Source organism: Limoniibacter endophyticus (assembly GCF_014652835.1).
GTDB classification, from domain to species: domain Bacteria; phylum Pseudomonadota; class Alphaproteobacteria; order Rhizobiales; family Rhizobiaceae; genus Limoniibacter; species Limoniibacter endophyticus.
Genome location: NZ_BMZO01000009.1, coordinates 180,170 through 204,301, shown reverse-complemented (window position 1 = coordinate 204,301; position 24,132 = coordinate 180,170). Strand labels below are relative to the sequence as shown.

The 24,132-nt window shown below is 57.0% G+C and carries 26 protein-coding genes; 15 read left to right on the top strand and 11 right to left on the bottom strand.

Features of this window, described 5'->3' with window-relative positions:
- Positions 1-24 precede the first annotated feature (24 nt).
- Both IE151_RS14240 and ispG read right to left on the bottom strand, forming a co-directional pair.
- Positions 25-867 carry a lytic transglycosylase domain-containing protein gene (locus IE151_RS14240; protein ID WP_189491488.1) on the bottom strand — a complete coding sequence of 281 codons (843 nt, stop codon included), beginning with the start codon at positions 865-867 and terminating at the stop codon, positions 25-27.
- Between the two features lie 11 nt (positions 868-878).
- Positions 879-2,135, bottom strand: a complete 1,257-nt coding sequence (gene ispG, locus IE151_RS14235) for a flavodoxin-dependent (E)-4-hydroxy-3-methylbut-2-enyl-diphosphate synthase (RefSeq protein ID WP_189491585.1) — start codon at positions 2,133-2,135, stop codon at positions 879-881.
- 311 nt (positions 2,136-2,446) lie between these two features.
- On the opposite strand from ispG, the gene rpsU reads away from it, so the two are divergent.
- Positions 2,447-2,671 carry a 30S ribosomal protein S21 gene (gene rpsU, locus IE151_RS14230; RefSeq protein WP_189491485.1) on the top strand — a complete coding sequence of 75 codons (225 nt, stop codon included), beginning with the start codon at positions 2,447-2,449 and terminating at the stop codon, positions 2,669-2,671.
- 148 nt (positions 2,672-2,819) lie between these two features.
- The gene (locus IE151_RS14225) at positions 2,820-3,617 is read left to right on the top strand and encodes a 3-hydroxybutyrate dehydrogenase (RefSeq protein ID WP_189491482.1); all 798 of its coding nucleotides are present in this window, start codon (positions 2,820-2,822) and stop codon (positions 3,615-3,617) included.
- 52 nt (positions 3,618-3,669) lie between these two features.
- Here IE151_RS14225 and IE151_RS14220 read toward each other — a convergent pair whose 3' ends face one another.
- The 4 genes from IE151_RS14220 to IE151_RS14205 all read right to left on the bottom strand — a co-directional run bounded on the left by IE151_RS14220 (position 3,670) and on the right by IE151_RS14205 (position 8,294).
- On the bottom strand, positions 3,670-4,695 hold the full coding sequence (locus tag IE151_RS14220; RefSeq protein ID WP_189491480.1) for a class I fructose-bisphosphate aldolase: 1,026 nt from the start codon (positions 4,693-4,695) through the stop codon (positions 3,670-3,672).
- 217 nt (positions 4,696-4,912) lie between these two features.
- A complete protein-coding gene (locus IE151_RS14215; protein WP_189491477.1) occupies positions 4,913-6,112 on the bottom strand; it encodes a phosphoglycerate kinase in 1,200 nt (399 codons plus the stop codon).
- A gap of 101 nt (positions 6,113-6,213) precedes the next feature.
- Positions 6,214-8,028, bottom strand: coding sequence for a potassium/proton antiporter (locus IE151_RS14210; RefSeq protein WP_189491474.1), 1,815 nt, complete (start codon positions 8,026-8,028; stop codon positions 6,214-6,216).
- Positions 8,029-8,129: 101 nt separating this feature from the next.
- The gene (locus IE151_RS14205) at positions 8,130-8,294 is read right to left on the bottom strand and encodes a hypothetical protein (RefSeq protein ID WP_189491471.1); all 165 of its coding nucleotides are present in this window, start codon (positions 8,292-8,294) and stop codon (positions 8,130-8,132) included.
- A 178-nt stretch (positions 8,295-8,472) separates the two neighbouring features.
- On the opposite strand from IE151_RS14205, the gene IE151_RS14200 reads away from it, so the two are divergent.
- Positions 8,473-10,389: an AMP-binding protein gene (locus IE151_RS14200; protein ID WP_189491468.1), complete on the top strand. Its 1,917-nt coding sequence runs from the start codon at positions 8,473-8,475 to the stop codon at positions 10,387-10,389.
- 50 nt (positions 10,390-10,439) lie between these two features.
- On the opposite strand, the gene IE151_RS14195 is transcribed toward IE151_RS14200, so the two are convergent.
- Positions 10,440-11,138, bottom strand: a complete 699-nt coding sequence (locus IE151_RS14195) for a DUF1013 domain-containing protein (protein WP_189491465.1) — start codon at positions 11,136-11,138, stop codon at positions 10,440-10,442.
- A gap of 128 nt (positions 11,139-11,266) precedes the next feature.
- Positions 11,267-12,277, bottom strand: a complete 1,011-nt coding sequence (locus tag IE151_RS14190) for an NAD(P)H-quinone oxidoreductase (protein WP_189491462.1) — start codon at positions 12,275-12,277, stop codon at positions 11,267-11,269.
- A 110-nt stretch (positions 12,278-12,387) separates the two neighbouring features.
- Here IE151_RS14190 and IE151_RS14185 point away from each other — a divergent pair, with 110 nt between their 5' ends.
- A complete protein-coding gene (locus IE151_RS14185) occupies positions 12,388-12,567 on the top strand; it encodes a DUF1192 domain-containing protein (protein WP_189491459.1) in 180 nt (59 codons plus the stop codon).
- A gap of 109 nt (positions 12,568-12,676) precedes the next feature.
- A complete protein-coding gene (locus IE151_RS14180; RefSeq protein ID WP_189491455.1) occupies positions 12,677-13,966 on the top strand; it encodes an MFS transporter in 1,290 nt (429 codons plus the stop codon).
- A 127-nt stretch (positions 13,967-14,093) separates the two neighbouring features.
- Here the strand turns inward: IE151_RS14180 and IE151_RS14175 are convergent, their stop codons facing one another.
- Positions 14,094-14,273 carry a YdcH family protein gene (locus IE151_RS14175; RefSeq protein ID WP_189491452.1) on the bottom strand — a complete coding sequence of 60 codons (180 nt, stop codon included), beginning with the start codon at positions 14,271-14,273 and terminating at the stop codon, positions 14,094-14,096.
- 218 nt (positions 14,274-14,491) lie between these two features.
- On the opposite strand from IE151_RS14175, the gene IE151_RS14170 reads away from it, so the two are divergent.
- The 5 genes from IE151_RS14170 (at position 14,492) to IE151_RS14150 (ending at position 17,405) form a co-directional block, all read left to right on the top strand.
- A complete protein-coding gene (locus tag IE151_RS14170) occupies positions 14,492-14,695 on the top strand; it encodes a YdcH family protein (protein ID WP_189491582.1) in 204 nt (67 codons plus the stop codon).
- Positions 14,696-14,790: 95 nt separating this feature from the next.
- Entirely contained in the window at positions 14,791-15,288 is a 498-nt protein-coding gene (purE, locus tag IE151_RS14165) for a 5-(carboxyamino)imidazole ribonucleotide mutase (protein WP_189491449.1), read from the top strand.
- Positions 15,285-16,370: a 5-(carboxyamino)imidazole ribonucleotide synthase gene (locus tag IE151_RS14160; protein WP_189491447.1), complete on the top strand. Its 1,086-nt coding sequence runs from the start codon at positions 15,285-15,287 to the stop codon at positions 16,368-16,370. Before purE ends, IE151_RS14160 begins: the two co-directional genes overlap by 4 nt.
- A 126-nt stretch (positions 16,371-16,496) precedes the next feature.
- Complete coding sequence (gene ykgO, locus IE151_RS14155) at positions 16,497-16,622, top strand: type B 50S ribosomal protein L36 (protein WP_189491444.1); 126 nt, start codon at positions 16,497-16,499, stop codon at positions 16,620-16,622.
- Positions 16,623-16,844: 222 nt separating this feature from the next.
- A complete protein-coding gene (locus IE151_RS14150) occupies positions 16,845-17,405 on the top strand; it encodes a tetratricopeptide repeat protein (protein WP_189491442.1) in 561 nt (186 codons plus the stop codon).
- A gap of 69 nt (positions 17,406-17,474) precedes the next feature.
- On the opposite strand, the gene pyk is transcribed toward IE151_RS14150, so the two are convergent.
- Positions 17,475-18,911, bottom strand: a complete 1,437-nt coding sequence (gene pyk / locus IE151_RS14145; protein ID WP_189491440.1) for a pyruvate kinase — start codon at positions 18,909-18,911, stop codon at positions 17,475-17,477.
- Between the two features lie 24 nt (positions 18,912-18,935).
- Entirely contained in the window at positions 18,936-19,388 is a 453-nt protein-coding gene (locus IE151_RS14140) for a DUF1036 domain-containing protein (protein ID WP_189491579.1), read from the bottom strand.
- A 280-nt stretch (positions 19,389-19,668) separates the two neighbouring features.
- On the opposite strand from IE151_RS14140, the gene IE151_RS14135 reads away from it, so the two are divergent.
- From IE151_RS14135 to IE151_RS14115, 5 genes are all read left to right on the top strand, one after another.
- Positions 19,669-19,944, top strand: a complete 276-nt coding sequence (locus tag IE151_RS14135; protein ID WP_189491438.1) for a DUF1244 domain-containing protein — start codon at positions 19,669-19,671, stop codon at positions 19,942-19,944.
- Positions 19,945-20,079: 135 nt separating this feature from the next.
- Positions 20,080-20,340, top strand: a complete 261-nt coding sequence (locus tag IE151_RS14130) for a DUF2312 domain-containing protein (RefSeq protein WP_189491436.1) — start codon at positions 20,080-20,082, stop codon at positions 20,338-20,340.
- A 393-nt stretch (positions 20,341-20,733) separates the two neighbouring features.
- Entirely contained in the window at positions 20,734-21,423 is a 690-nt protein-coding gene (locus IE151_RS14125; protein ID WP_189491434.1) for a GntR family transcriptional regulator, read from the top strand.
- 368 nt (positions 21,424-21,791) lie between these two features.
- On the top strand, positions 21,792-22,973 hold the full coding sequence (locus IE151_RS14120; RefSeq protein WP_189491432.1) for an extracellular solute-binding protein: 1,182 nt from the start codon (positions 21,792-21,794) through the stop codon (positions 22,971-22,973).
- An 84-nt stretch (positions 22,974-23,057) separates the two neighbouring features.
- Positions 23,058-24,131, top strand: a complete 1,074-nt coding sequence (locus IE151_RS14115) for an ABC transporter ATP-binding protein (protein ID WP_189491429.1) — start codon at positions 23,058-23,060, stop codon at positions 24,129-24,131.
- The last annotated feature ends 1 nt before the right edge of the window (position 24,132 follow it).

The following is a 24,132-nucleotide window of genomic DNA, read 5'->3' as shown; positions in this document are numbered from 1 at the left end:
CTTCCAATGGGCGCGCCGATTGCCTCAGCGGTTCTTCGTGACGACACAGGAGCCGCCATTGGATTTGATCTGCGCACAGATCCTGTCGGCTGCGGCACGGGTATCTGCACCGAGGCGAACGGCGTAGGCGCCACGCCCTAATGCGCCGCGGGTCCGGGAGACATGGGGTTTCAGGCCACGCAAATCCTGCGGCAGCTTCACCCGCACACGCTCCCATTGGCGGATCGCAGCGGCTTGACGCGGATTGCCGGCTACCTGGATGCCCCACGGCTTTGGTTTGACGGCGGCCATGGGAGTTGTGCGGGACAATACAATGGGAAGGCGCAGACAGCTCTGCTCGAACGCAGCATCCTTCTCCAGAGGACTAACCTTGCCCTGATAAGCGCGATCGGTGAAGCTGTCGGCAGCTTCGCCCATTATGTCGAGCACGTAGTTTTCGGTTTCAAGCGGCAGATAACCGCCTGAGGAAAGCCAGCGCGAGACGCGACCTTCACCGGCATTATACGCGGCTGCTGCCAAGCCGAGATTACCAAAGACGCGTTTTAAATCAGCAAGATAATGGGCGGAAGCTGCGATCGCCTGTGTGGGCTCAAACGGGTCCGCGAGCCCTCGCAACTTCGCCGTTCCCGGCATGAACTGAGCGATGCCCTGCGCGCCCATGGGGCTGATCGCTTTGGCATCGAAGCGGCTCTCCTTCCATATCAGGCGGGCGAAGAAGGCACGGGGTAACGCATTTCGGTCGGCGTGATCGGCAATGAGATAGCAGATCTGCTCGATGGGCTTGAGGGCAGGGCGCTCAGCACTGTATGCGCGCCATGCAGCAAGGATAATCAGTGACGACAGCACAATCCGGAGAAGCGCCGTCATCCATCAGATCCTTATTCGGCAGCAAGCCGCTCTTTGCCGCGGCCATAGCGTGCTTCGATATAGTCGGCGACCATCCTTTCGAAGTCTGATGCGATGTTGGGGCCGCGTAGCGTCGTTGCCTTCTGACCATCGATGAAGACAGGCGCCGAGGGCGTTTCGCCAGTTCCTGGAAGCGAGATACCGATATCGGCATGTTTGGATTCGCCCGGTCCGTTGACGATACAGCCCATGACCGCAACCTTGAGGTCCTCGACGCCAGGATATTTCTCCCGCCACACCGGCATGTTCTTGCGGATATCGGCCTGGATTTTCTGCGCGAGTTCCTGAAAAACTGTCGATGTGGTGCGGCCGCAGCCGGGACAGGCAGCCACGATCGGTACAAACTGACGAAACCCCATCGTCTGCAGAAGTTCTTGCGAAACCTGAACTTCCCGCGTCCGGTCTCCACCTGGCTCCGGTGTCAGGGAAATACGGATCGTGTCGCCAATACCCTGCTGGAGCAGGATGCCCATGGAGGCGGACGAGGCGACGATACCCTTCGTTCCCATGCCCGCCTCGGTAAGACCCAGATGGAGCGCGTGATTGGAGCGCTGCGCCAGCATAGTGTACACCGCGATGAGGTCCTGCACCCGGCTCACCTTGGCCGAAAGGATGATACGTTCGCGCGGCAGGCCTATCTCCTCGGCAAGTTCAGCCGAAAGCAGAGCAGACTGCACGATTGCTTCGCGCGTCACATCGTCGGCACCCATCGGGCGCAGGCTACGCTGGTTCTCATCCATCAGCCGAGTTAGCAGCTCTTGATCGAGCGAGCCCCAGTTGACACCGATACGGACCGGCTTGTCATAGCGTATTGCCAGTTCGATAATGTCGGCGAACTGCTTGTCCTTTTTGTCCTTGAAGCCGACATTGCCCGGGTTGATGCGATATTTCGCCAGCGCTTCCGCGCAAGCCGGGTGGTCGGAAAGGAGCTTATGACCGATATAATGGAAGTCTCCAACCAGTGGCACATCCATGCCAAGCCTCTCCAGGCGTTCGCGAATATGCGGCACAGCAGCAGCACTTTCGTCGCGATCAACAGTGATGCGCACGATTTCCGAGCCGGCCTTATGCAGCGCCGCAACCTGAGCGACCGTCGCGTCGATATCCGCCGTGTCTGTATTGGTCATCGACTGCACGACGACCGGATTGTTGCCGCCGACCTTCACCGATCCGACAGGAACGGCGACGGAAACGCGTCGTGGAAAAGGCGAGGAGAAATAGCCGGTCATGACCGGGGAAACCTCATTCATCAGTCTACTCGCTCCTGAGGTGGAGGATTGCTGGCGCGATGTCAACGGAAAAGCCTCCAATAGGCCATTTTCAGAGCAGACGAGCAGCAGAAAACACCAGGATGGATGCCGCTCATCGCAGGCTTTCCTGACAGTTTTAAGGCAAATTCTTTGTCCTGGGTGTAAATCCTGGCGAGCTGTGCTATATAATTGGTGTGAGCACTCTTCGATAGTGCATGCGCTGCCTTGTCGCGGCGATCTATCACCCTTCAAGTCCAATTTCGAACTTCCGCATGGAGGAACATCAGGTTTTGCAAGTTATCGTTAGAGAAAATAATGTCGAACAGGCGCTGCGCGTCCTGAAAAAGAAGCTCCAGCGTGAAGGCGTCTTCCGCGAGATTCGCCTGCGCCGCGCTTACGAAAAGCCATCCGAAAAGCGTGCACGCCAGGCGGCTGAAGGCGTACGCCGCGCTCGCAAGCTGGCGCGGAAGGCCGCCCAGCGGGAAGGCCTGCTGCCAAAGCGCACACGCGGTTGATTCTACACATCCTATTTTACAAAGCGGGTTAGATGCGAACAGGCCGCGCATGATGAGTGAGCGGTTCGCATTCTCGTTTTCTTGAATTAAGCTCCTTCCGATTGCTTCGCCGAAGCCGCGACGCAGACATATCGGGAGGAGTTTTTGCATGCAGATTTCGTCGCAATTTTCCGGAAAAACAGCGCTTGTCACGGGCTCGACCTCCGGAATCGGATTGGCGATCGCTGTTGCCTTTGCGCAGCAGGGTGCCAATGTTGCCCTCAATTCTTTCACTAACGGAGAAGAGGATCGTGCGCTTGCTGCCGGGCTTGCCGAAGACCATGGCGTGAAATGCGTATATCTTGGGGCGGACATGGTGGATGGCGATGCGGCACGCAAGCTTGTGGCGAACTGCATGTCGGAATTTGGCTCGGTCGATATTCTCGTCAACAATGCCGGTGTGCAACATATGGCGGCAATTGACAATTTCCCGGTCGATCAATGGAATCGCATTATTGCGATCAATCTCAATTCGGCCTTTCACACTATTGCCGCCGCCATTCCATTGATGAAAAAAGCGGGGGCAGGACGCATCATCAACATTGCCTCTGCTCACGGTCTTGTCGCCTCACCCTTCAAGTCGGCCTATATTGCCGCCAAGCACGGTCTGGTCGGCATGACTAAATCGGTTGCTCTGGAGGTCGCGGAGAATGGCATCACTTGCAATGCTGTATGCCCCGGCTTCGTGCTGACGCCTTTGGTCGAGGCGCAAATCCCCGATCAGATGGCGCTTAACAAGATGAATAGGGAGACCGTGGAGCGGGAGATCATTCTGGCCCGCCAGCCGACGCGCCGCTTCGTGACGGTGGAAGAAATCGCTGCCGCCTGCACCTTCCTGGCGTCCGAAGGGGCTGCATCCATTACCGGAACTACACTTTCCGTCGACGGTGGCTGGACAGCGATGTAAACAGGAATGCGCGCCGGGTCCCCGCGCGCATTCTTCGTTCGCTTTTGCAGGATCAGGCGGCTTGTTCCAGGTCCTGCGTCCACTTGCCGGTTGCGGCAAGGCCGTTCATACGGGCGCGGTGCGTGAAGGCGCGCTGACCGGCAGCAACGTTCTCGCTTTTGCCACCCCATGCCTTGAGGGCCGCGGCCTGTAGGGCGCGGCCATAGGAGAAGGTCAATGCCCAGGGCAGGTCATAGTTCTGGTTCATGATCGAAAGATGCGCCGTAGCTTCCTCGTCCGACTGGCCGCCAGACAGGAAAGCAATGCCCGGAACAGCGGACGGAACAGTGGATTTCAGAACGCGAACGGTCTTTTCGGCGACTTCTTCCTGGGATGCCTTACGCGCCTTCTTCCCGTCGATGACCATGTTGGGCTTCAGCACCATGCCTTCGAGCTTTACACGCGCATCGAACAATTCGTCAAAGACCGTGTTGAGCACCCACTCGGTAACTTCATAACAACGGTCGATCGAGTGCGTGGCGTTGTCGCCATCCATGAGAACTTCTGGCTCTACGATCGGCACGATGCCTGCTTCCTGGCATAGAGCAGCGTAGCGGGCCAGTGCTTGCGCGTTCTGCTTGACGCAGCCCCATGTGGGGGTCGTTTCGGAGATCGAAATGACGCCGCGCCATTTTGCGAACCGTGCGCCGAGGCCGTAATATTCATTAAGACGTTCACGGAGGCCATCAAGACCTTCGGTTATAGTTTCGCCCGGGAAACCCGCAAGCGCCTTAGCTCCTGCATCGACCTTGATGCCCGGAACGGAACCGGCAGCGCGGATGATTTCGGCAAGCGGCGTGCCGTCCTTGGCCTTCTGGCGTAACGTCTCGTCATAGAGAATAACGCCCGATATATAATTCTTCATGGCGTCGTCGGCACGGAAAAGCATTTCGCGATAATCGCGACGATTTTCCTCGGTCGACTCAACGCCGATGGAATCGAACCGCTTCTTGATCGTGCCGGAGCTTTCGTCGGCAGCAAGGATGCCCTTGCCCTCAGTGACCATCGCAGCTGCAATATCCTCAAGACGTTCAGTCATTCATCTCTCCTGATGCCATGCGCCAGGCAGACTCTGCTTAGGCGCTATTACGGGTTGAAATCGCGAATACCAGAAGAATATGACAAGCGGAATGGCGGTTCCAACGCTTAATCGATTGAAACTGTTTGTTATTTCTTAGGGATTCGAAAAGTGAAAAATCAAACGATTAAAAGGTGTTGAGGCAGGCCAGCAGGAGCCTGCCGCAGTTGGTATCGGATCAGTCACCCTTCAGAACATCGACGCCCGGCAGGGGCTTGCCTTCCATCCATTCGAGGAAGGCGCCGCCGGCGGTTGACACATAGGTAAAGGTTTCCCCGACACCCGCGTGGTTGAGAGCCGATACCGTGTCGCCGCCGCCGGCGACGGAAACCAGTTCGCCCGCTTGCGTGCGTCGCGCCGCATGGCGCGCAGCAGCAACGGTCGCGGCATCGAAGGGCTCCAGTTCGAAGGCACCAAGCGGGCCGTTCCAGACCAATGTCTTTGACTGATCAATAGCGGCGTTGATTTCTTGTGTCGTTGCAAGCCCGGCGTCGAGGATCATTGCATCGGCTGGTACTGCGGTACTGGCGACGGTCTCATGTGCCGCATTGGCCTTGAACTCTTGCGCGACGACGCAGTCGCTTGGCAGAATAATGCGACAGCCGCTGTCCTTGGCCTTGGCTAAGATGGTGCGCGCAGTGTCGGCCAGATCATGTTCGCACAGCGACTTGCCGACATTGATACCCTGAGCTGCGAGGAAAGTATTGGCCATGCCGCCGCCGATGGCCAACATGTCTACCTTCGTCACCAGATTCTCCAGAAGGTCGATCTTGGTGGAAACCTTGGCGCCGCCCACGATAGCCATTACCGGGCGGGATGGATTGCCAAGCCCGTTCTCCAGTGCTTCCAGCTCGGCCTGCATGGTGCGGCCAGCATAGGCAGGCAGGTAATGCGCCAGACCTTCGGTCGAGGCGTGAGCACGATGGGCTGCCGAGAAGGCGTCGGCGACGAAAATATCACCATTCTCGGCCAATTGCGCGCTGAAAGCCGGATCGTTTTTCTCCTCGCCCTTGTGAAAGCGGGTGTTCTCCAGAAGTACGATGCCACCTTCCGGCAAGGCCTCGATCATGTGCTTCGTGGCCGCGCCAACGCAGTCGGGTGCAAAAGCGACGTCACGCTGGAAGACCTTTGCGGCTGCTTCTGCGATAGGTTCAAGCGACATCTCGGCATTGCGTTCGCCTTTCGGGCGACCGAAATGGGCAAGAAGCACGACCTTGGCGCCTTTTTGGGCCAGTTCCAGCACGGTCGGAGCAACGCGCTCGATACGGGTGGCGTCCGTCACCTTGCCATCGGCAAAGGGAACATTGAGATCGACGCGTACGAGAATGCGCTTGCCACGAATATCACCCAGATTGTCGAGCGTCTTGAAACCTGCCATGGTCAAATCCTCTAATGCACTGTTTGGGCGCGACATTAGCGTGACAATCGCTGCTGTGAAGCTATTTCCTCTTCCGGCGTACGACAAAATCGATTTGCGCTTCAACCCCGGCTTTGTCTTTTGGCGTTTATCCATATGCGCAGCCGGTCGAGCGCTTCGTTGAGTGAGACATAGACCGGGACGCTCGGCGGCGGAGCGGGTGGATCGACGGAAAGTCCGAGAGCTGTGATTTCGCCATTTTCGTCGACATCTCTTACAATAAGCTCGATCGACTGCAGCGGCAGGCGGTCACCATATTCGACAAACCCTTCCAGCTTCCGTCTCATAAGGGCAGCTATGGTCAGGTCGCGATGTTCCGGCCTTAGCTCAATGCCATATATCTGTTCCAGAATGGCTGCGGGCTTATTGGGATCAATAGTAAACGTGCCGAAGAAATCCTCATCTTCAGGGTCGACCTCGGCGGGGCTGGCAAAGAGCCGGTCCAGGAGGCGCGGATAGCGGTCATGCACGAAAATATAGACCCGATCGCCGGCAATCAGACGGCCGTATTCGTTGAGCTTCATCGACTTTCCATCGCGCACGACGAGCGACGGGCGAGCCCAGCGCGGAATGCGCTCACCACGGGTGACGGGGCTTCCTGGGACCACTGTATACGTTAGAAGCTCGTGATGCGCCGAACCCGGCAGTTCAAGCTCCACCTTTTCGAGAGGCCCGCTGCGGGGTGGTACGAGCAGTGACAAGCGTCGAGCCAGCGGACCGATGGACCAACCCTGAACGATCAGGGAAACCAGAACAACGATAAAGGCAATGTTGAAGATGTCAGGGCCATTCTCCAGCCCGTTGATGACCGGCGTCAACGCGAGCAATATAGAGACGGACCCGCGCAAGCCGACGAAGGAAAGGAATGCGTTTTCGGTACGCGAGAAGCGGAAAGGGACAAGCGACAGGGAGACTGCGATCGGACGCGCGATGAAGATCAGAAACACACCGAGCACCAGCGCGACAGGCAGGATGGCGACGAATTGTGACGGCGTTGCATAGAGGCCAAGCACCAGAAACATGATGATTTGCGCCAGCCACGACATGCCGGCCTGAAAACGTTCGAGGCTCTTCGATCCGCGCAAGCTCGTGTTGCCCGCGACAAGCCCGGCAATATAGACGGCGAGAAAGCCCGAGCCGCCGATGGTGCCGGTGGCCGCAAAAAGCAATAGCGACAACGCCAGCGCGAAGATCGGCAGAAGTCCGGTGTCGAGCTTCAACTCGTTGATGAGGCGCACGATCAAGTGTCCGCCGATAAAGCCGGCGATGATACCGACGCCCATCGAGCGCAGAAAGCCGACGACTATATCGGTCAGAACTGCACTGGTTTCCGGAATGTTGCCGATCGAGATGATGTGGACCAGCGTCAGCGTCAGGAAGATGGCGATCGGATCGTTTGTGCCGGATTCCACCTCGAGCGTGGAGCGCACCCTGTCTCTCAATGTGAGATTGCCGGCGCGCAGCAGGAAGAACACGGCCGCAGCGTCGGTGGAAGACACGCAAGCGCCGAGGAGGAAGGATTCCAGCCAGTTGAAGTCGGTCAGATAATAGGTCGCGGTGCCGAAGATCAGGGTGGTGATGATCACACCGAACGTTGCGAGCGTTAAGGCAGGGGATGCTGCCTGTCTGAACATGGAGACAGGTGTCGAAAAACCCGAATCGAACAGGATAACTGCAAGCGCCAGAGAACCGACGAAATATGCAAGCGGGGCGTTGTCGAAAACCAGCCCGAAACCATCTTGGCCCGCCATAAGCCCGATGCCAAGAAAGAGCAGCAGGAGCGGAGCACCGTAGCGAAAGGCGATGAGGCTGGAAAAGGCAGCAGCGAGGATAAGGACCGTAGCGACGAGGGTGATGAGATAAATTGTCTGGTCCATGAATCGCCTGCAACGCCCGCCGTCTTATCTGCTTGATCTTGCATTACGAACTAGGGCGAAGTGAAGGCGCAATTGGTCAAGGTATCACGATTTTCGGAGCGTCAGTGGCCGCCGGGCCGCAGCACCGCTGTCAGCGAGACAGCGAAAATTGCAAAGAGCGCGATTTTCCAGAAATCGCCACGCTTTTTCAGTCCGGGAAGGCCGATCGGACGGATGACCTGTATGACCATGGCGATAAAAAAAAGAAGGCTGGCGACTTTGCTCATAGCTCTTTCTGCACGTCCTGCATCCAGGCTGCAATCTCAAACGTTAGTCGGAGTGGACAAGGCGCTTGTTTAGAGCAAGTCTCATTGTGAGACGGTGCGGGGAGGAGAGACCGCGCCAGAGTCACCGGGCCAATCGTGGCGTTTCGCCGATGTTGGTTTGAAATGGGAGGAAAGCAGCGTGTCGCGATACCACGAAACCTATGCAAACTGGCAGAAAAACCCTGATAAATTCTGGGAGGATGCAGCGCAGGCGATCGATTGGATCAAGCCGTGGAACAAACTTTTCGATCCGGATGCAGGCGTGTATGGGAGCTGGTTCGTCGGTGCCGAGTGCAATACCTGCTACAACGCGTTGGACCGTCATATCGCGGCCGGACGCGGCGATCAGATCGCCCTGATCCATGATAGTCCAATCACAGGGGCTTTGCGCAAATATACGTTCAACGAGGTTTATGAGGAGGTAGCTGCGCTTGCGACGGTGTTGACCGACCGGGGTGTCCGCAAGGGCGACCCGGTTGTCATATATATGCCGATGGTTGCAGAGGCGGCCTTTGCCATGCTTGCCTGTGCGCGGATCGGTGCGCCCCATTCGGTCGTCTTCGGAGGCTTCGCCTCGAAAGAATTGGCGACGCGAGTCGAGGATGTGAAGGCGGCAGCAATCATCTCCGCCTCCTGCGGTATTGAACCAGGACGAACCATCGCCTACAAGCCGTTGCTTGACGGAGCGATAGACCTCTGCACGCACGAGCCCGATTGCTGCATCATCCTCCAGCGTCCGCAACTGGAGTGTGACCTCGTGGAGGGGCGCGACATTGACTATCGTGAGGCCGTGGACGCGGCGAAGGCTGAGAAGCGCTTTACCGATTGCGTGGCGGTACAGGCGACAGATCCACTCTACATTCTTTACACTTCGGGAACCACGGGACAGCCGAAGGGCGTCGTACGCGACAATGGCGGGCATATGGTGGCGCTTGCCTGGTCCATGGGCAATGAGTTCGGTATCGAACCTGGCGAAACCTTCTGGGCCGCGTCCGATGTCGGCTGGGTAGTGGGCCATTCCTACATAGTCTACGGACCACTCCTGATCGGCGCGACGACAATCCTGTTCGAGGGCAAGCCGGTCGGCACGCCGGATGCCGGTACGTTCTGGCGTATCATCTCGGAACACAAGGTGCGCTCCTTCTTTACCGCTCCAACGGCATTTCGCGCCATCAAGAAGGAGGATCCGGACGGGGAATTCATCAGGAAATATGACCTTTCGGCCTTCCGTTGCCTCTTCCTGGCAGGTGAGCGGGCGGACCCCGAAACGGTGAAATGGGCGGAAGACAAGCTTCGAAAACCTGTTGTCGATCACTGGTGGCAGACAGAGATCGGCTATCCAGTCAGCCAGAACCCGTACGGATTGGGTCTTCTGCCACAGCGTTATGGGTCGCCAGGTGTCATCATGCCCGGTTTCGAGGTGCATATTCTCGATGATGAAGGTCGGCGGGTCGAGAAGCCGGGCACGTTGGGCAACGTCGTCATCAAACTGCCACTGCCGCCGGGGTGTCTGCCGACGCTGTGGAACGCCGACGCACGTTTCTTCGAGGCCTATCTTTCTGAATTTCCTGGTTACTATAAAACCGCGGATGCAGGGTTCATCGATAAGGATGGGTATCTTTTCATCATGTCGCGCACCGATGATATCATCAATGTTGCTGGTCACCGCCTTTCGACGGGCGCTATGGAAGAGGTTGTTGCTGAACATCCGGCTGTGGCCGAATGTGCCGTAATCGGCATCAGCGATCCGCTGAAAGGGCAGGTGCCATGCGGCTTCATCGTGCTCAACCGGGGGGCACGTCAGACGGAAGAAGAGATCGAGAAGGAAATCATAGCGTCGATTCGCGAAAAGATCGGAGCGGTTGCGGCATTGAAGAAGGTTGTCGTGGTGCTGCGCCTGCCAAAGACCCGATCAGGCAAGATATTACGCGCTACCATGCAGAAGATTGCCAATAACGGGGAGTGGGTTGTGCCACCCACGATCGATGATCCCGACGTTCTGGACGAAATAGGCAGGGCGCTCGATGAACGCAATCGGCGAGCGGTTTCGGCATAGCAAAAGGGCGGCTCGACCGAGCCGCCCTTCCAATTCGATGCGCGAGGTGATCAGTATTTGTTATCGTCCTCGTCGTCCTGCTCATCGCGGTTTGACTTGAGCGAAGAGAGCTTGGCGAAGACAGCATCCGCGTCGAGTTCTTTTTCCTCATTCGCGTCGTCGCGGTAATCCATATTTTCGGTGATCGAGGCCGGCAACAACGTGTCGCCGGTCTCCACACGCGGACGGTCGCGAGCGGCCTTTTGAACTTCAATGTCGAGATCAATCTGCGAGCAAAGTCCAAGCGTCACAGGATCCATCGGTGTCAGATTGGCCGAGTTCCAGTGCGAGCGGTTACGTATCTGCTCGATGGTTGCCTTTGTCGTGCCGACAAGGCGCGCGATCTGTGCGTCTTTCAGTTCGGCATGATTCCTCACCAGCCAGAGAATCGCGTTGGGGCGATCCTGTCGCTTGGAAAGCGGCGTATAGCGCGGACCTTTGCGTTTCTTTTCCGGCACACGAACCTTGGGCTCCTGTAGACGGATACGATAGTTCGGGTCGGCTTCGGCGCGGGCAATCTCTTCGCGTGTCAGCTGACCGCTGTTGATCGGGTCGAGACCCTTGATGCCCTGTGCGGCTTCACCGTCAGCAATCGCTTTCACTTCGAGCGGATGCAGCGAGCAAAAATGCGCGATCTGATCGAAGCTGAGTGCGGTGTTGTCGACGAGCCAGACAGCGGTCGCCTTGGGCATCAGAAGTGTGTAGGCCATTCGGCAAAATCCTCTCGTTCGCCCGCGTTCCTTGGCGCGGGCGGTGGTCATCAGCACCACCAAATCAGGAAAATCGCATCCCTTATACCCTTGTTTGAAAAGGGGAGCAAGAAACTTTGCCGTTCCCGTCAGCGCACATCCAGCACGATCTTGCCGACATGGCTGCCCTCTTCCATGCGTTCATGCGCCCTCCAGGCTTCGGTCAGCGGAAAGATCATGTCCATCACGGGAGCGATTTGGCGGCTCTCCAGGAGCGGCCAGACTTTTTCTTCAAGATCGCGTGCAAGCTCCGCCTTGAATTCGTCGGAGCGGGCACGCAGCGTCGAGCCGGTATGTGTCAGGCGTTTCATCATCAGGCGGGCATAATTGGCAGACCCTTGTGCGCCGTTCAGTATAGCTATCTGCACGATGCGGCCATCCATGGCAGCCGCGGCGTAGTTTCGGTCTACGTAGTCGCCGCCAACCATGTCCAGGATGACATCAACGCCTTTGCCATCGGTCTTCTCCTTGGTGACTGCGACAAAATCTTCAGATCTGTAATTAATCGCGATGTCAGCGCCCAGTCGCAGGCAGGCATCACATTTTTCACTGCTCCCGGCGGTGGCGAAAACGGTCGCGCCGAATGCTTTGGCAAGTTGGATTGCTGCCGTGCCTATTCCTGATGAACCACCGTGGACAAGGAAGTTTTCTCCTGTCTTCAGACCGCCCCGCTGAAAAACATTATGCCAGACCGTGAAGAAGGTTTCAGGAATTGCAGCTGCCTCAGACAGCGCATAACCGGAGGGTACCGGCAGGACATGACCCGCTGGTACGCGGCAATATTGCGCATAGCCTCCGCCCGGTACCAGGGCACAGACTCTGTCTCCTGCTTTCCAGCGGCTGACGCCTTTGCCGATCAAGGCGATGTCGCCGGCAACTTCGAGGCCGGGTAGATCGGAAGCGTCTTTGGGCGCCGGATACTCGCCCTTGCGCTGCGCAACGTCTGGTCGATTGACGCCGGCTGCCCGCACGCGGATCAGCACCTCCCCATCGCGCGGCATCGGCAGCGTGCGCTCTTCCGTCTTTAGTACCATCGGCCCGCCTGGTTCGGAGATGGTCACTGCCATCATCATTGCGGGAAGTTGGTTCTGCTGGCTCATGGGTAGGCTCCTGCGGAAAATCATTTGTGCTGCTTGCCACTTCGTGATGAAGTGAGCGTCATGTAGGCCAATGTAGGCGGCGGGAGCGAAGTTGCAAACGGAGGGATGCGATGGAGGAAGAGGCAATTCCGGTTCGGGGGTCTATGATTGGAGCTGATCTTTCGAACCATTCGGTCGACGACCTGGAAGCCTATCGGGACGCCCTCCACGCCGAGATTGTTCGCGTGAACGAGGCGATATCCCGGCGCGGGGCAACTCGGAATGCCGCCGAGCAATTCTTCAAGCGATGATATTTGGCTGGTTCCGGTCAAGGAACTGACTCAATCGGTAACCATTGTGTTCCATACTTCGTCGCCTGCCGGCTGATTTCAACACGTAATTTTTTCTCTTCGGAGCCCGATGCTTGCCACCTATCGACCGATTATAGCGCTTCTGGCGGGGACCGCGTTTCTTCTGGCCGGCTCTGGTCTTCACGGCCTCCTGCTTGCAATTCGCGGCCAGCAGGAAGGTTTTTCCACCGCCTCGCTCGGCTACCTGGGCACGGCTTGGGCGATCGGTTTTATCGGTGGATGCTATATGGCGCCACGGCTGGTGCGGAAGGTCGGACATATACGTGCCTTCGCCTGTTTCGCCGCCTGCCTTGCCATTGTCGCGCTTTCGACGGGCATCTTCGTAAACTCTGTTGTTTGGATCGTGCTTCGCGCAGTTACTGGCTTCGTCATGGCGGGCGCGTTCATGGTCATCGAAAGCTGGCTCAATGAGCGCGCAAGCAATGAAAATCGTGGCACGGTGTTCGGCCTCTATATGATGGTCACCAACGCTTCCATGGTCGCCGGACAGCTTTCGATCACCGCAAGCGACGTGATGGCTCAGACCTTGTTTCTCCTTGTTGGCATCTTCTTTTGCGCGGCGCTCATTCCTACTGCCGTGTCTTCGGCGCAAAGTCCTCAGCCCCTGCAGGACGTGAAACTCGATCTGAACGCTCTCTATCGTAACTCTCCTGTCGCGTTCGTCGGCTGTTTTGCAATCGGGATCGCCAATGGAGCATGGGGAACGCTGGGCGCCGTTTATGCTGCACAAATTGGTGTGGCGACGACGCAGATTGCACTTATTATGTGTATCGTCATGATTGCGGGTGCCTTTATGCAGCTTCCTATCGGCCGACTGTCGGACAGGACAGACCGCCGCTTCGTGCTCGCCGCAGGCGCTTCAGGAGCGGGTTTCGTCGCTGTTGTGATGTTCCTCCTAGCTCCACGCTCGACCGGCGTGATCATGCTCATGACGGCGGCGTATGGCGGATTGGCCTATACGCTCTATTCTCTGGCGGTCGCGCATGCCAACGATCATGCGGATGCATCGAGTTTCGCAAAGATTTCGGGCGGACTGCTGCTGCTTTACGGCTTTGGCACCATGCTGGGCCCGATCCTGGCGGCCATTTTCATGGAAAGTATCCGTCCTGAAGGTATCTTCCTGGCAACAGCGCTCGCACATTTTGCAATTGCCGGCTATGCCATGGCACGCACTCGTAAGCGTGCGCCCGTCCCGGTTGAGGATCGCGAGGCCTTTACGCCTGTCCCCGCGGAGCGCGCCGTCACACCAGAAGCGCTACGGCTTGACCCTCGGGCCGAACCGCAACCCGAGAATCCCGAAATGCACGAAGCTGCTGAGCAGCATGAAGCTGCGGAATAATCTTTGGGTAAAAGCGGATATAAAAATGCCGGATGGTCGAAGCCCCCGGCATTTTTCAGACATCTCAGTTCGGATAATTGTCACGCGTCGGCTCCCTCAGCGCCGCGGCAGAAATCCGAATGCTCCATTAATGTTTGGTGGCTGAGGCGCTCAGTTTGGTAATTTCGTCCTTGAGCGCGAGCTTGCGTCGTTTGATATCCTTGAGTTGGTCCTCGCTCATCGAAGGATGATGCTTGGCAAGGTCTAGTTCACGTTCCATTTCTCCGTGCTTCTTGCGAAGTTCTTCGAGATGGTTGGTAAGTGACATCGCTTTTCCTTTCGTGGACAACCTCGAAAGACCGCGAAGGCAGTTCCGCGTCCGCCGTTCTGCGGTCCATTGAACTTTGCCACCGGCTAAAGATCATGTCGATGGGTTTGTAGTAGGATTTTCACCGAGCTGATTATGTGCTAAAGGGGCGCCCATTCTCCTCGCGATCGCAATTTCTGCGATTTGACAGGGGCCATGCTCGTACGCAGATGGTGATGATGTCGGATCAGGAAAAAGCGGATACGCGCCTTGAGTATGCGCGGCTGAAACTGGAGCATTCCGACTTTGATGCAGCCATCAACGCGATGATTGCCGTCGGCTGCGATTCCATGCAGATCCAGCGCATGAAGAAAAAGAAGCTCAAGGTGAAGGATCGCCTCAACGAACTTGAAGACCAGATCATTCCCGACATCATCGCTTGAATAGTCGCGTCAGTTTGATTACTGCGAGTTTTTCAACGGTAGTCCGAGCGATCTCGCGATTGCCACGAGAAAATGGCTTTTGATGGGGAATTGCCGTGAACGCTTCCAATGCCGAAGTCGCCATCATCATGGGTAGCCAATCCGATTGGTCGACCATGCGAAACGCGTCTGAAACTCTCGAGGAACTGGGAATCGAACACGAAAGCTTGATCGTGTCCGCACATCGTACGCCGGATCGCATGTTCGAGTTTGCAAAGAATGCCAAGGCCAGTGGCTTTAAGGTTATTATTGCAGGGGCAGGCGGTGCAGCGCATCTTCCAGGAATGGTCGCGGCACTGACGCCTCTTCCGGTGTTTGGCGTGCCCGTCGAATCCAAAGCCCTGTCCGGTCAGGACTCGCTTCTCTCCATCGTGCAGATGCCGGGGGGCGTTCCCGTAGGGACGCTGGCGATCGGGAAGGCAGGCGCGATTAACGCCGCCCTTCTTGCAGCTGCCATCCTGGCCCTTGGGGATGAAGATTTAGCCGAGCGTCTTGATGCTTTCCGCATGGAACAGACCGACAAGGTCGCCAAGCATCCGGTGGACGGTGCATGAACGCGCTCAAGGCAGATTCGACCATAGGCATCATTGGTGGAGGCCAGCTCGGACGTATGCTGGCGATGGCAGCGGCGCGTCTTGGCTATCGCGTTGCGGTCCTGGAGCCGACGCAGGACTGTCCGGCAGCGCAGGTCGCAAACGTCATGATCAGCGCGGCTTACGACGATGTCGCTGGCCTGAAGGCGCTTGCGGACGTCAGTGACGTCATCACCTACGAATTCGAAAACGTTCCTGTGGAAGCCGCGCGAACGCTGGCCAAGAATCGTCCCGTTTATCCTCCGGCTCTGGCGCTCCAGGTCGCGCAGGATCGCGTTACGGAAAAAAACTTCATCAACAAGGCGGGTATCGCGACAGCGCGATTTCACATAGTCGACAGTGATGCCGATCTGGAAGAGGGGCTTGCCGCTTTCGGTGGTAGCGGCGTCCTGAAGACGCGGCGTCTGGGCTATGACGGTAAAGGGCAGAAACTCATCCGCGACGCAGGAGCCGATACGCATGTCGGCGTCTATAGCGAAATGGGCGCGGTGCCGCTGATCCTCGAGGAGCTTGTTGCTTTCGAGAGTGAGATTTCAATCATAGCGGCGCGGGCTGCCGATGGTACGAAAGTCGCTTTTGATCCGGCCAAGAATGAGCATCGGGACGGAATTCTGCATCAGTCCGTGGTGCCATCGGGCGTCGCGGAGAAGACGATAGATGCCGCTCGCGACGCTGCCTTCACGATCCTTGATGCGCTCGATTATGTCGGCGTTATTGGCGTCGAGTTCTTTGTGCAGGCGGATGGTTTCCTCTTGGTCAATGAAATCGCTCCCCGGGTACATAATTCCGGACACTGGACGGAAGCTGCCTGTGTTGTATCGCAATTCGAGCAGCATATTCGCGCCGTCGCGGGGCTGCCATTGGGCGATGGGCAGCGGCATAGTGACTGCGTCATGGAAAATCTGATCGGTAACGATGTCGAGAAGGTGTCAGGTCTGCTATCCGAGCCTGATCTTCTCGTTCATCTTTATGGCAAGGTAGAAGCGCGGCCGGGTCGGAAGATGGGACACTTCACACGTTTGGCTCATCGTAAATCGATCTGAATCGATCGCGCTGCGGTTGACAGGCAGCCGGCTCAAGGGTAAGAGCATTGCCAACTTCGGGCGCGTCTTCAGGCGCGCTTTTCATTTGTGTTCGGCGCTAGGCCGCAATTCCTGACGGATAAGACCATGAAGATCAAGAACTCGCTCAAGGCCCTCAAGGCACGTCATCGTGAAAACCGTCTCGTGCGCCGCAAGGGCCGCATCTATATCATCAACAAGCTGAACCCGCGTTTCAAGGCTCGCCAAGGCTGATCGGCACTTCGAAGTCGAATGACTTCGAATACACGATGGGAAAAATTGTGATGGCGTCGGCGAGCCTTTGACAGGCTGTACGATCCGGTCCGGTTTAGACCCGCGCCATATCGCTTTCGTGAAGCTTATCGCAATTCTTTCAGAAAAATCGGCTTGAACGTTCCGTATGTCAGGGATTATGGTCCGGACATGAGGAACGTTTTCGCATGTTTGGCCATGGCTATGGCGCTTCTTATCTCGCCGGTGTCCGCGCAGCAGACCGGCCAGGAGAAGCGCGGGGTTTCGGTCGTTGCAAAAGACCAGAAAGCCGAGCTTGACGGCTTGTTTGAGACGCTGAAGAAAACGTCCAATCCTCAAGCAGCCGCCCGTATTGCAGCGCGTATCCGGACGAGCCTGTCGCACTCGGGCAGCGAAACCGTCGATTTAATGATGGGCTGGGCGCAGGAGGCGGTTGGCAACCAGAATTTCGGTGTTGCGCTCGACTTTCTCGATCAGATTACCATAATCGATCCCGACTACGCCGAAGCTTATGGTCTGCGCGCAACAATTTATATAATCACCCAGGATTTTGAGAAGTCGAAGGCCGACATGCGAAAGGCGCTGTCGCTTGAGCCACGGCACCCCGCCATTCTTGCTGCTTATGCTCAACTCCTGCAGGCGGAAGGCAACAAGAAGCAGGCGCTTCGGGTATTGGAGCGCCTGCTCGGCGTCTATCCCACGGCGCCTGATGCGCAGCAGGCCTATTTCGATCTTTTCAACGAGTTGGACGGAAGGGCGATCTGACGACTGCCCTTCCTCTGCAATCATGCTTGCATAAAACGAGTTCGGGTAGAAAGAGGCTAGGGCACCGTCTTAAATGCCGCCGCGGCCGTCCGAGCCGATATACGCGATGCGCAGCATATTGGTGGCGCCCGGTGTGCCGAAAGGAATGCCCGCTGTGACAATGACGCGATCACCTGGATTTGCAAAATTTTCTTCATAAGCGATACGGCAGGCGCGGTTCACCATATCGTCCAGGTCGTGGGCATCCTCGGTCACGACGCTGTGGGTGCCCCAGACTAGCGCCAGCCGACGCGCCGTCTCAACGATAGGTGAGAGCGTGACAATCGGCACCTGCGGACGCTCGCGCGCGGCACGAAGACCGGTAGTTCCAGAGGAAGTGTAGCAGATAATGGTAGACAGACGCAGCGTTTCGCCGATCTGGCGGGCTGCGAGCGACACTGCATCCGCGCCGGTGGCCTCCGGCTCTCCGCGCTGATTGCTAATAATGACCGGATAGGTTGGATCGCGCTCGACTTGCTCGGCTATGCGATTCATTGTGGCGACCGCTTCGACCGGATATTGTCCGGCAGCCGATTCGGCCGAAAGCATGATAGCGTCAGCCCCTTCGAAGACGGCCGTGGCCACATCCGAAACTTCCGCGCGTGTGGGGACAGGCGCACTGATCATTGATTCCAGCATCTGCGTTGCTACGACGACGGGCTTACCCGCTCTCCGCGCCGCGCGCGTGATCTGTTTTTGAATGCCGGGAACGGCCTCGAGCGGCATTTCAACGCCAAGGTCACCGCGCGCGACCATCAGGGCATCGGATAGTTCAATGATTTCCGCCAGGCGATTGACTGCCTGCGGCTTCTCGATCTTGGCAAGCAGGCTTGCCCGCCCGCGCGCAACCTTTCGCGCTTCAGCCAGATCTTCGGGACGCTGAATAAATGATAGCGCGATCCAGTCCACGCCAGCGTCGAGCACAGCATCGAGGTCTTTTCGATCTTTCTCTGTCAGCGCACCTACGGCGAGATCCGTGTCGGGTAGCGACACACCCTTGCGGTCGGAAATCTTTGTTCCAGCCACGACCTTGCAGGTCAGCGCCTTGCCATCGGTCTTCTCGCATATGAGTTGGAGCTTGCCGTCGTCGATCAACAGCCGATGTCCTGGCTGCACAGCTTCCAGAATTTCCGGATGCGGCAGGTATGCGCGCGTTTCATCGCCTGGCTTATCCTGGCCATCCAGCGTGAAGATAGCGCCAGGTTTCAGTTCGACAGAACCCTTTGCAAACTTCCCGACACGCAGCTTCGGCCCCTGAAGATCGGCAAGAATGCCGATGGGACGCCCGACGGCTTTCTCCACGTTGCGGATACGGGCGACGAGCGTACGCATCAGCGCGTGATCTGCGTGGCTCATGTTGACGCGGAAGCAGTCTGCTCCTGCATCGAACAGCTTGCGGATCATTTCCTCTTCGGAGGAAGCGGGACCAAGTGTGGCGAGGATTTTGACCTTGCGGCTGCGTCTCATGAAATTGTTCTATCTCGACTGGGGTTAGGGTGACTGGGCGGGCAGTGCAGGGGTTGCTGGATTGGATGGTGCGTCCGTCAATTGAACCATCCAGCTCGACTGCTGGCCGGTATCGTGCTCCTGAAAGCCTGCGCGCTGAAAACCGCGCGCAAAACAATCTGTTACACCGGCGATTTTGAACTGATTCTCGGCTACGCACATCTGAATGGGGCCGTCCCAACGACCGCCGCGTTCGGCGTCTTCAGCATAGAGATAATAATAGCGGGCCGCGAGTGGGCCTTCCAGCAATGTCTTGCAGGAGGAGCCTTCGATCGTCCACCAGCCCTCCGTCACCCAGCCTGCTTCGCCGCGATAGCCGATTGCCACGCCCACCAATTGCTGGGTCGCGTTGCACACGCGAAAATCTGCCTTGGCCGCGAGCGGCGATCCCATCAATGCCGCAAAAAAAACGAAGGCCGCGAGCCCCCAGCTTTGCATGTGGCTATTTCGTTTCAGGGAAAACGTCATGCGCTGCATTCTCTCCGAATCCTGCACCAGAGGTCTTTATAGCAACTCCAACCAAAACGGGAACCGGTTTTGCGCGGAGTTGCATGAAAACAAGGAGATAGTTTCGATCAGTTGAACACCCACCAGGGGCGCGAATGAGGCGAGCATCCCAAACCGCAACCTGCTAGTTCACGTTTGCCGTTGCCACCCCGTCATGTCAGAATAAGGGCCGATTCCTTCTTCTCGATAAACAAGTACCGATAAAGTCGAAATGACGAAAATCTCACAGACCGATCAGGAAAAGCTTGAAGCCGCTGCTTTTCGTCGCCTGCTTGCGCATCTCTCCGAGCGTACCGATGTCCAGAACATCGATTTGATGGAACTGGCTGGCTTTTGCCGCAACTGCCTTGCACGTTGGTACCAGGAGGCGGCAAATGATGCCGGTCATGCGCTGACGAAGGAGGAGGCGCGCCAGCATGTTTACGGCGAAACGTATGAATCATGGCAGGCCAAGCACCAGACCGGCGAAAAGAAACCGCATCCCTGAAAGCCCGCAATGGATGCAGCAGAGAAAGTTGATCTCATTGCGGCTTGACCTTGGCCGCATCCTCCGGCATCGAACCCCCCACTCATTCTCGCGAGCGTGTTCAACTCGCCAATTCATCACAGTCCGGAGTAAAGCATGTCAGACGATATTACTGAGCCAAGCCAGAGCGTGGCTGCCGGCCAGCTTCGTGCGATCATCGAACGCATCGAACGCCTGGAGGAAGACAAAAAAGCCATCGCCGAGGATATCAAGGATGTCTACGCAGAGGCCAAGGGCAACGGCTTTGACGTAAAGGTATTGCGTGCCATCATCCGTCTGCGTAAGCAGGAGCCGACCGAGCGCGAAGAGGAAGAGGCCATGCTAGACCTCTACAAGTCCGCTTTGGGAATGGTATAATTTTCCAATTTGCACTGCCGATCACGTCGTTTGGTTATCGGCAGTGCAATCATCTGTTCAGCACTTTTGCTCTGTTATGTTTTCGACCTTAGGCATGGCCTCTCACCAAGGGTAGGCTGGCCTTTCGATTTAGCTCTTCAGCTTTCAGTTCCGGATTCAGGCAGTCCACGTATTGCGCGCGCCTGTTGAACAGTTCCGGAGGCCCTGCTTTTGCACAGCCGAGCAGGCGCGCTTCTCTTCACATCCTGTCTACTCTGGCGATCACCTTCGGAGCATGGATTCCTGACGTGCGCAGGCGTACGTACAATGGGAAAAGCCCGCCTCTGAAATCTGATACATCAGATATTGACATGCCAGATGGCGGGCTATAGCGATAATATCAGGAGGAAGATCATGGACGGCACCGTTGCTCGGAATGAGCAGGAAGATCGCGTACTGCTTGAGCCGATCAAGGTTCGCAGCCTGCGCGAGCACGTACATGAAGAGCTTCGTCAAGCCATTATTTCGGGACGGCTGCGCACAGGGCTGAAGCTTAATGAGCGGCAACTTGCTTCGGAACTAGGCACCAGCACCAGCCCTCTCAAGGAAGCGCTCCGCCAACTTGAGGCGGAGGGCCTGGTCCGCACGGAACCGCGAAGGGGGAGCTTTGTCACCTTCTCGGAGCGGCAGGCGGAGGAGATGACGCTTGCACGGGCGGCGCTCGAAAGCATCATTGCTCGCCAAGCGGCCAAGCATGCATCGGAGGAGGCGTTTGATCAGCTGCGATCAGTTATCGAAGAGATGCGGCTTGTGGTGGAGGCAGGGTCGATCAACGAACTGATTGGATTGAACGAGCGGTTTCACGATGCGGTCCACGAGGCCTCCGGTTGCGATTATCTGCGCCGGCTGCAGAATGCGCAAAGGACGTACAATCATGCAGCCCGCAAGACGGTTCTGAGCCGGGAAGATGTTCGCCGGGCATCGTTTCTGGAACATGAAGCCATCATGAAGGCTATCGTCACGCGAAATGAGGATGAGGCAGAGCGACTCATGCGCGAACATATCCTGCTTGCCGGCAAAACGCATATCGAACTCGTTTTCTAGCGACGGATCGGGGAGGAAAATGGATCAACGACTACCGCCGCATGCTTCATGGACACTTAAGGCGTTGGAAGCGGGAAATTATCCGCGTGCTTGAACGTTGGTCGACGCCACCGCCCCTTTGAACCCGTGCGTACGAAACATCATAACGGCGTAAATGTCATCGTCGTGAAGGAAGCGATGCAGATTAAAGGATACGAGGCGGCCGGTCCGGCTGCCTGGCTTGCCAGCGCTCAATGCCGCAGATCGGGACGCGCTGAGTAAAGTTTTACAGCAGTGGAATGAAGTCGAAATGGCCTGATGAATAAGCAATGGGTCTTCGGTCCGGGGAGGGATACGAAGACGTACCATGACAACTGGAGGAGTAAGTCATGAAATACGAAATCACGCGCCGCCGTTTTCTGGCTGGTACCGGCATAGCCGCGACCGGGATCGTTTTGCCGAGCCAGCTTCTGGCACAATCGGCAAAGCTGCCTTCGGCACCCGTCGCCCTCAACGTCATTGACGCTGCCGGCAATTTGGCACTGACACAACCGATTTTCGAGAATTTTGCCAAGGATAAGAGCGATCTCGTGTCGCGCTTCACTTTCAACAAGGCGCCCGCACCAGAACTTCCGGGCAAAGTCCGTGCGCAGCAACGCGCCAATCGGATCGACATAGATCTAGTCATCATCGGTCCGGATGCCCTGTCCGCTGGTCTTGCCGATGACATCTGGACGGATATTATCGCACTGCCCGAAAACGGCCTGCCCAATCTCCAGGAACTCTATCTTGATCCTGCCTGGCGCATGCAAGAGCAGTCGAAAGGCAAGGGCGTCGTCGTTTCCTACTACCCGTCCGGGCCTCTTCTTGAATATATGCCGGACAAGGTTCAGAAGGTGCCAACGACTGCGCAGGAGCTTCTCGACTGGACGAAAGAGAACAAGAACAAGTTCATCTATGCCCGCCCGGCGAATTCCGGCCCTGGGCGCACTTTCCTGATGGGCCTGCCTTATCTTTTGAAAGACACTGATCCGAAAGATCCGGCGAAGGGCTGGGACAAGACGTGGGAGTATCTAAAGGAGCTTCACAAGAACATCGAATATTACCCGGCCGGTACTGGCGCCCTGATGAAAGAGCTGGGTGAAGGCACTCGCGATATGACTGTGACTACAACGGGTTGGGATATTAATCCACGTGCGCTCGGTGTCGTGCAGAAGGAAGCGGCTGTTGCCAAACTTGACGGTTTCCACTGGGTTTGCGACGCCCACTATTTCGCAATTCCGAAAGGCGTTTCCGAAGAAAAGATTGCCGTCCTGCTCGAGTTCATCAAATATGCGCTGCAACCGCAGCAGCAGGCCTATTCTTATGACAAAGGCTATTTCTATCCAGGGCCTGCGGTGAAGGACGTGACGCTCGAGATGGCTCCCCAGGAGAGCCAGGATGTCATCAAGGAGTTCGGGCGTCCCGAATATGAAGATTGGATCGCCAATAATCCCATTGAATTGCCGCTGGAGCCGGAGGCTTTGGTGACGGCATTCCGACGCTGGGATGAAGACGTCGCGGCCAGCTGACGGCATCTAACCCGAACGAGATCGCGGCAACGTGCTGCCGCGATCTCGCCAGCCATATCTTCGATATTCAGATGGAGCATCGGCATGTCACTGGCTTCGACATCATTCAGTGAACTTCGCCTTGACCGCGTGAGCCGTGCCTTCGGCAATTTCAATGCGCTCAACGAGATCGACCTTGTCATTAATAAAGGAGAGTTTGTCGCCTTGCTGGGACCTTCGGGTTGCGGAAAATCGACGGCGTTGAACTGCATTGCCGGGCTTTTGGGAACGACCGGCGGCGGTATCTATATCGATAACCAGCGGATCGATCAGTTGAAGCCTGAAGATCGCGGCTTCGGCATGGTCTTTCAAAACTACGCGCTCTTTCCACATATGACCGTGCGGCAGAATGTCGGCTTTGGGCTGAAGATGCGCGGGCTTCCCAAGGAGGAGATCGAGCGGCGATCGAATGCAGCCTTGGCACTTGTTCGTTTGCAGGGGCAGGGGGACAAGCTACCTGGTCATTTGTCCGGCGGACAGCAGCAACGCGTTGCAATTGCTCGCGCTATTGTCATTGAGCCGCCACTGGTCCTGATGGATGAGCCTCTGTCCAATCTTGACGCCAAGCTACGTCTCGAGATGCGGGCTGAGATACGGCGTATCCATAATCAACTCGGCGCGACGACGATCTATGTCACGCATGATCAGGATGAGGCGCTTTCGCTTGCAGATCGCATCGTGGTTCTGCGGGACGGTTCTATTCGTCAGGTCGGGACACCGCGTGAGCTTTATGAAAGCCCACATTATCTGGATGTTGCGGAATTTATGGGCTTCCGCAACAAGGTTGCGGGCAAAGTTGTCCGAGCGCGCGACGGCCAGGTCACAATTTCCGTTAATGGGACTGAACTCACTGGCACTGCCACATCGCCGCTGTCACCCGGGGACGAGGCCCTGCTTGCCGCGCGAGGGGACGATGTAATCGAAGGGTCTTCAGGCCCCAACGCGATCCACGCGACGGTCGAGACGATTGAGTACCGCGGTCGTGAATATGTGGGCACTGCGCGCACGACGGAAGGTATGGAGCTTATCTTCCATGGCTCGCGAAACGTCACGCTCGGCTCTGAAATTGCCTTGCAGATCGCGTCCGAACGAGCGCTTGTCTTCGCGGGGCACGGATGAC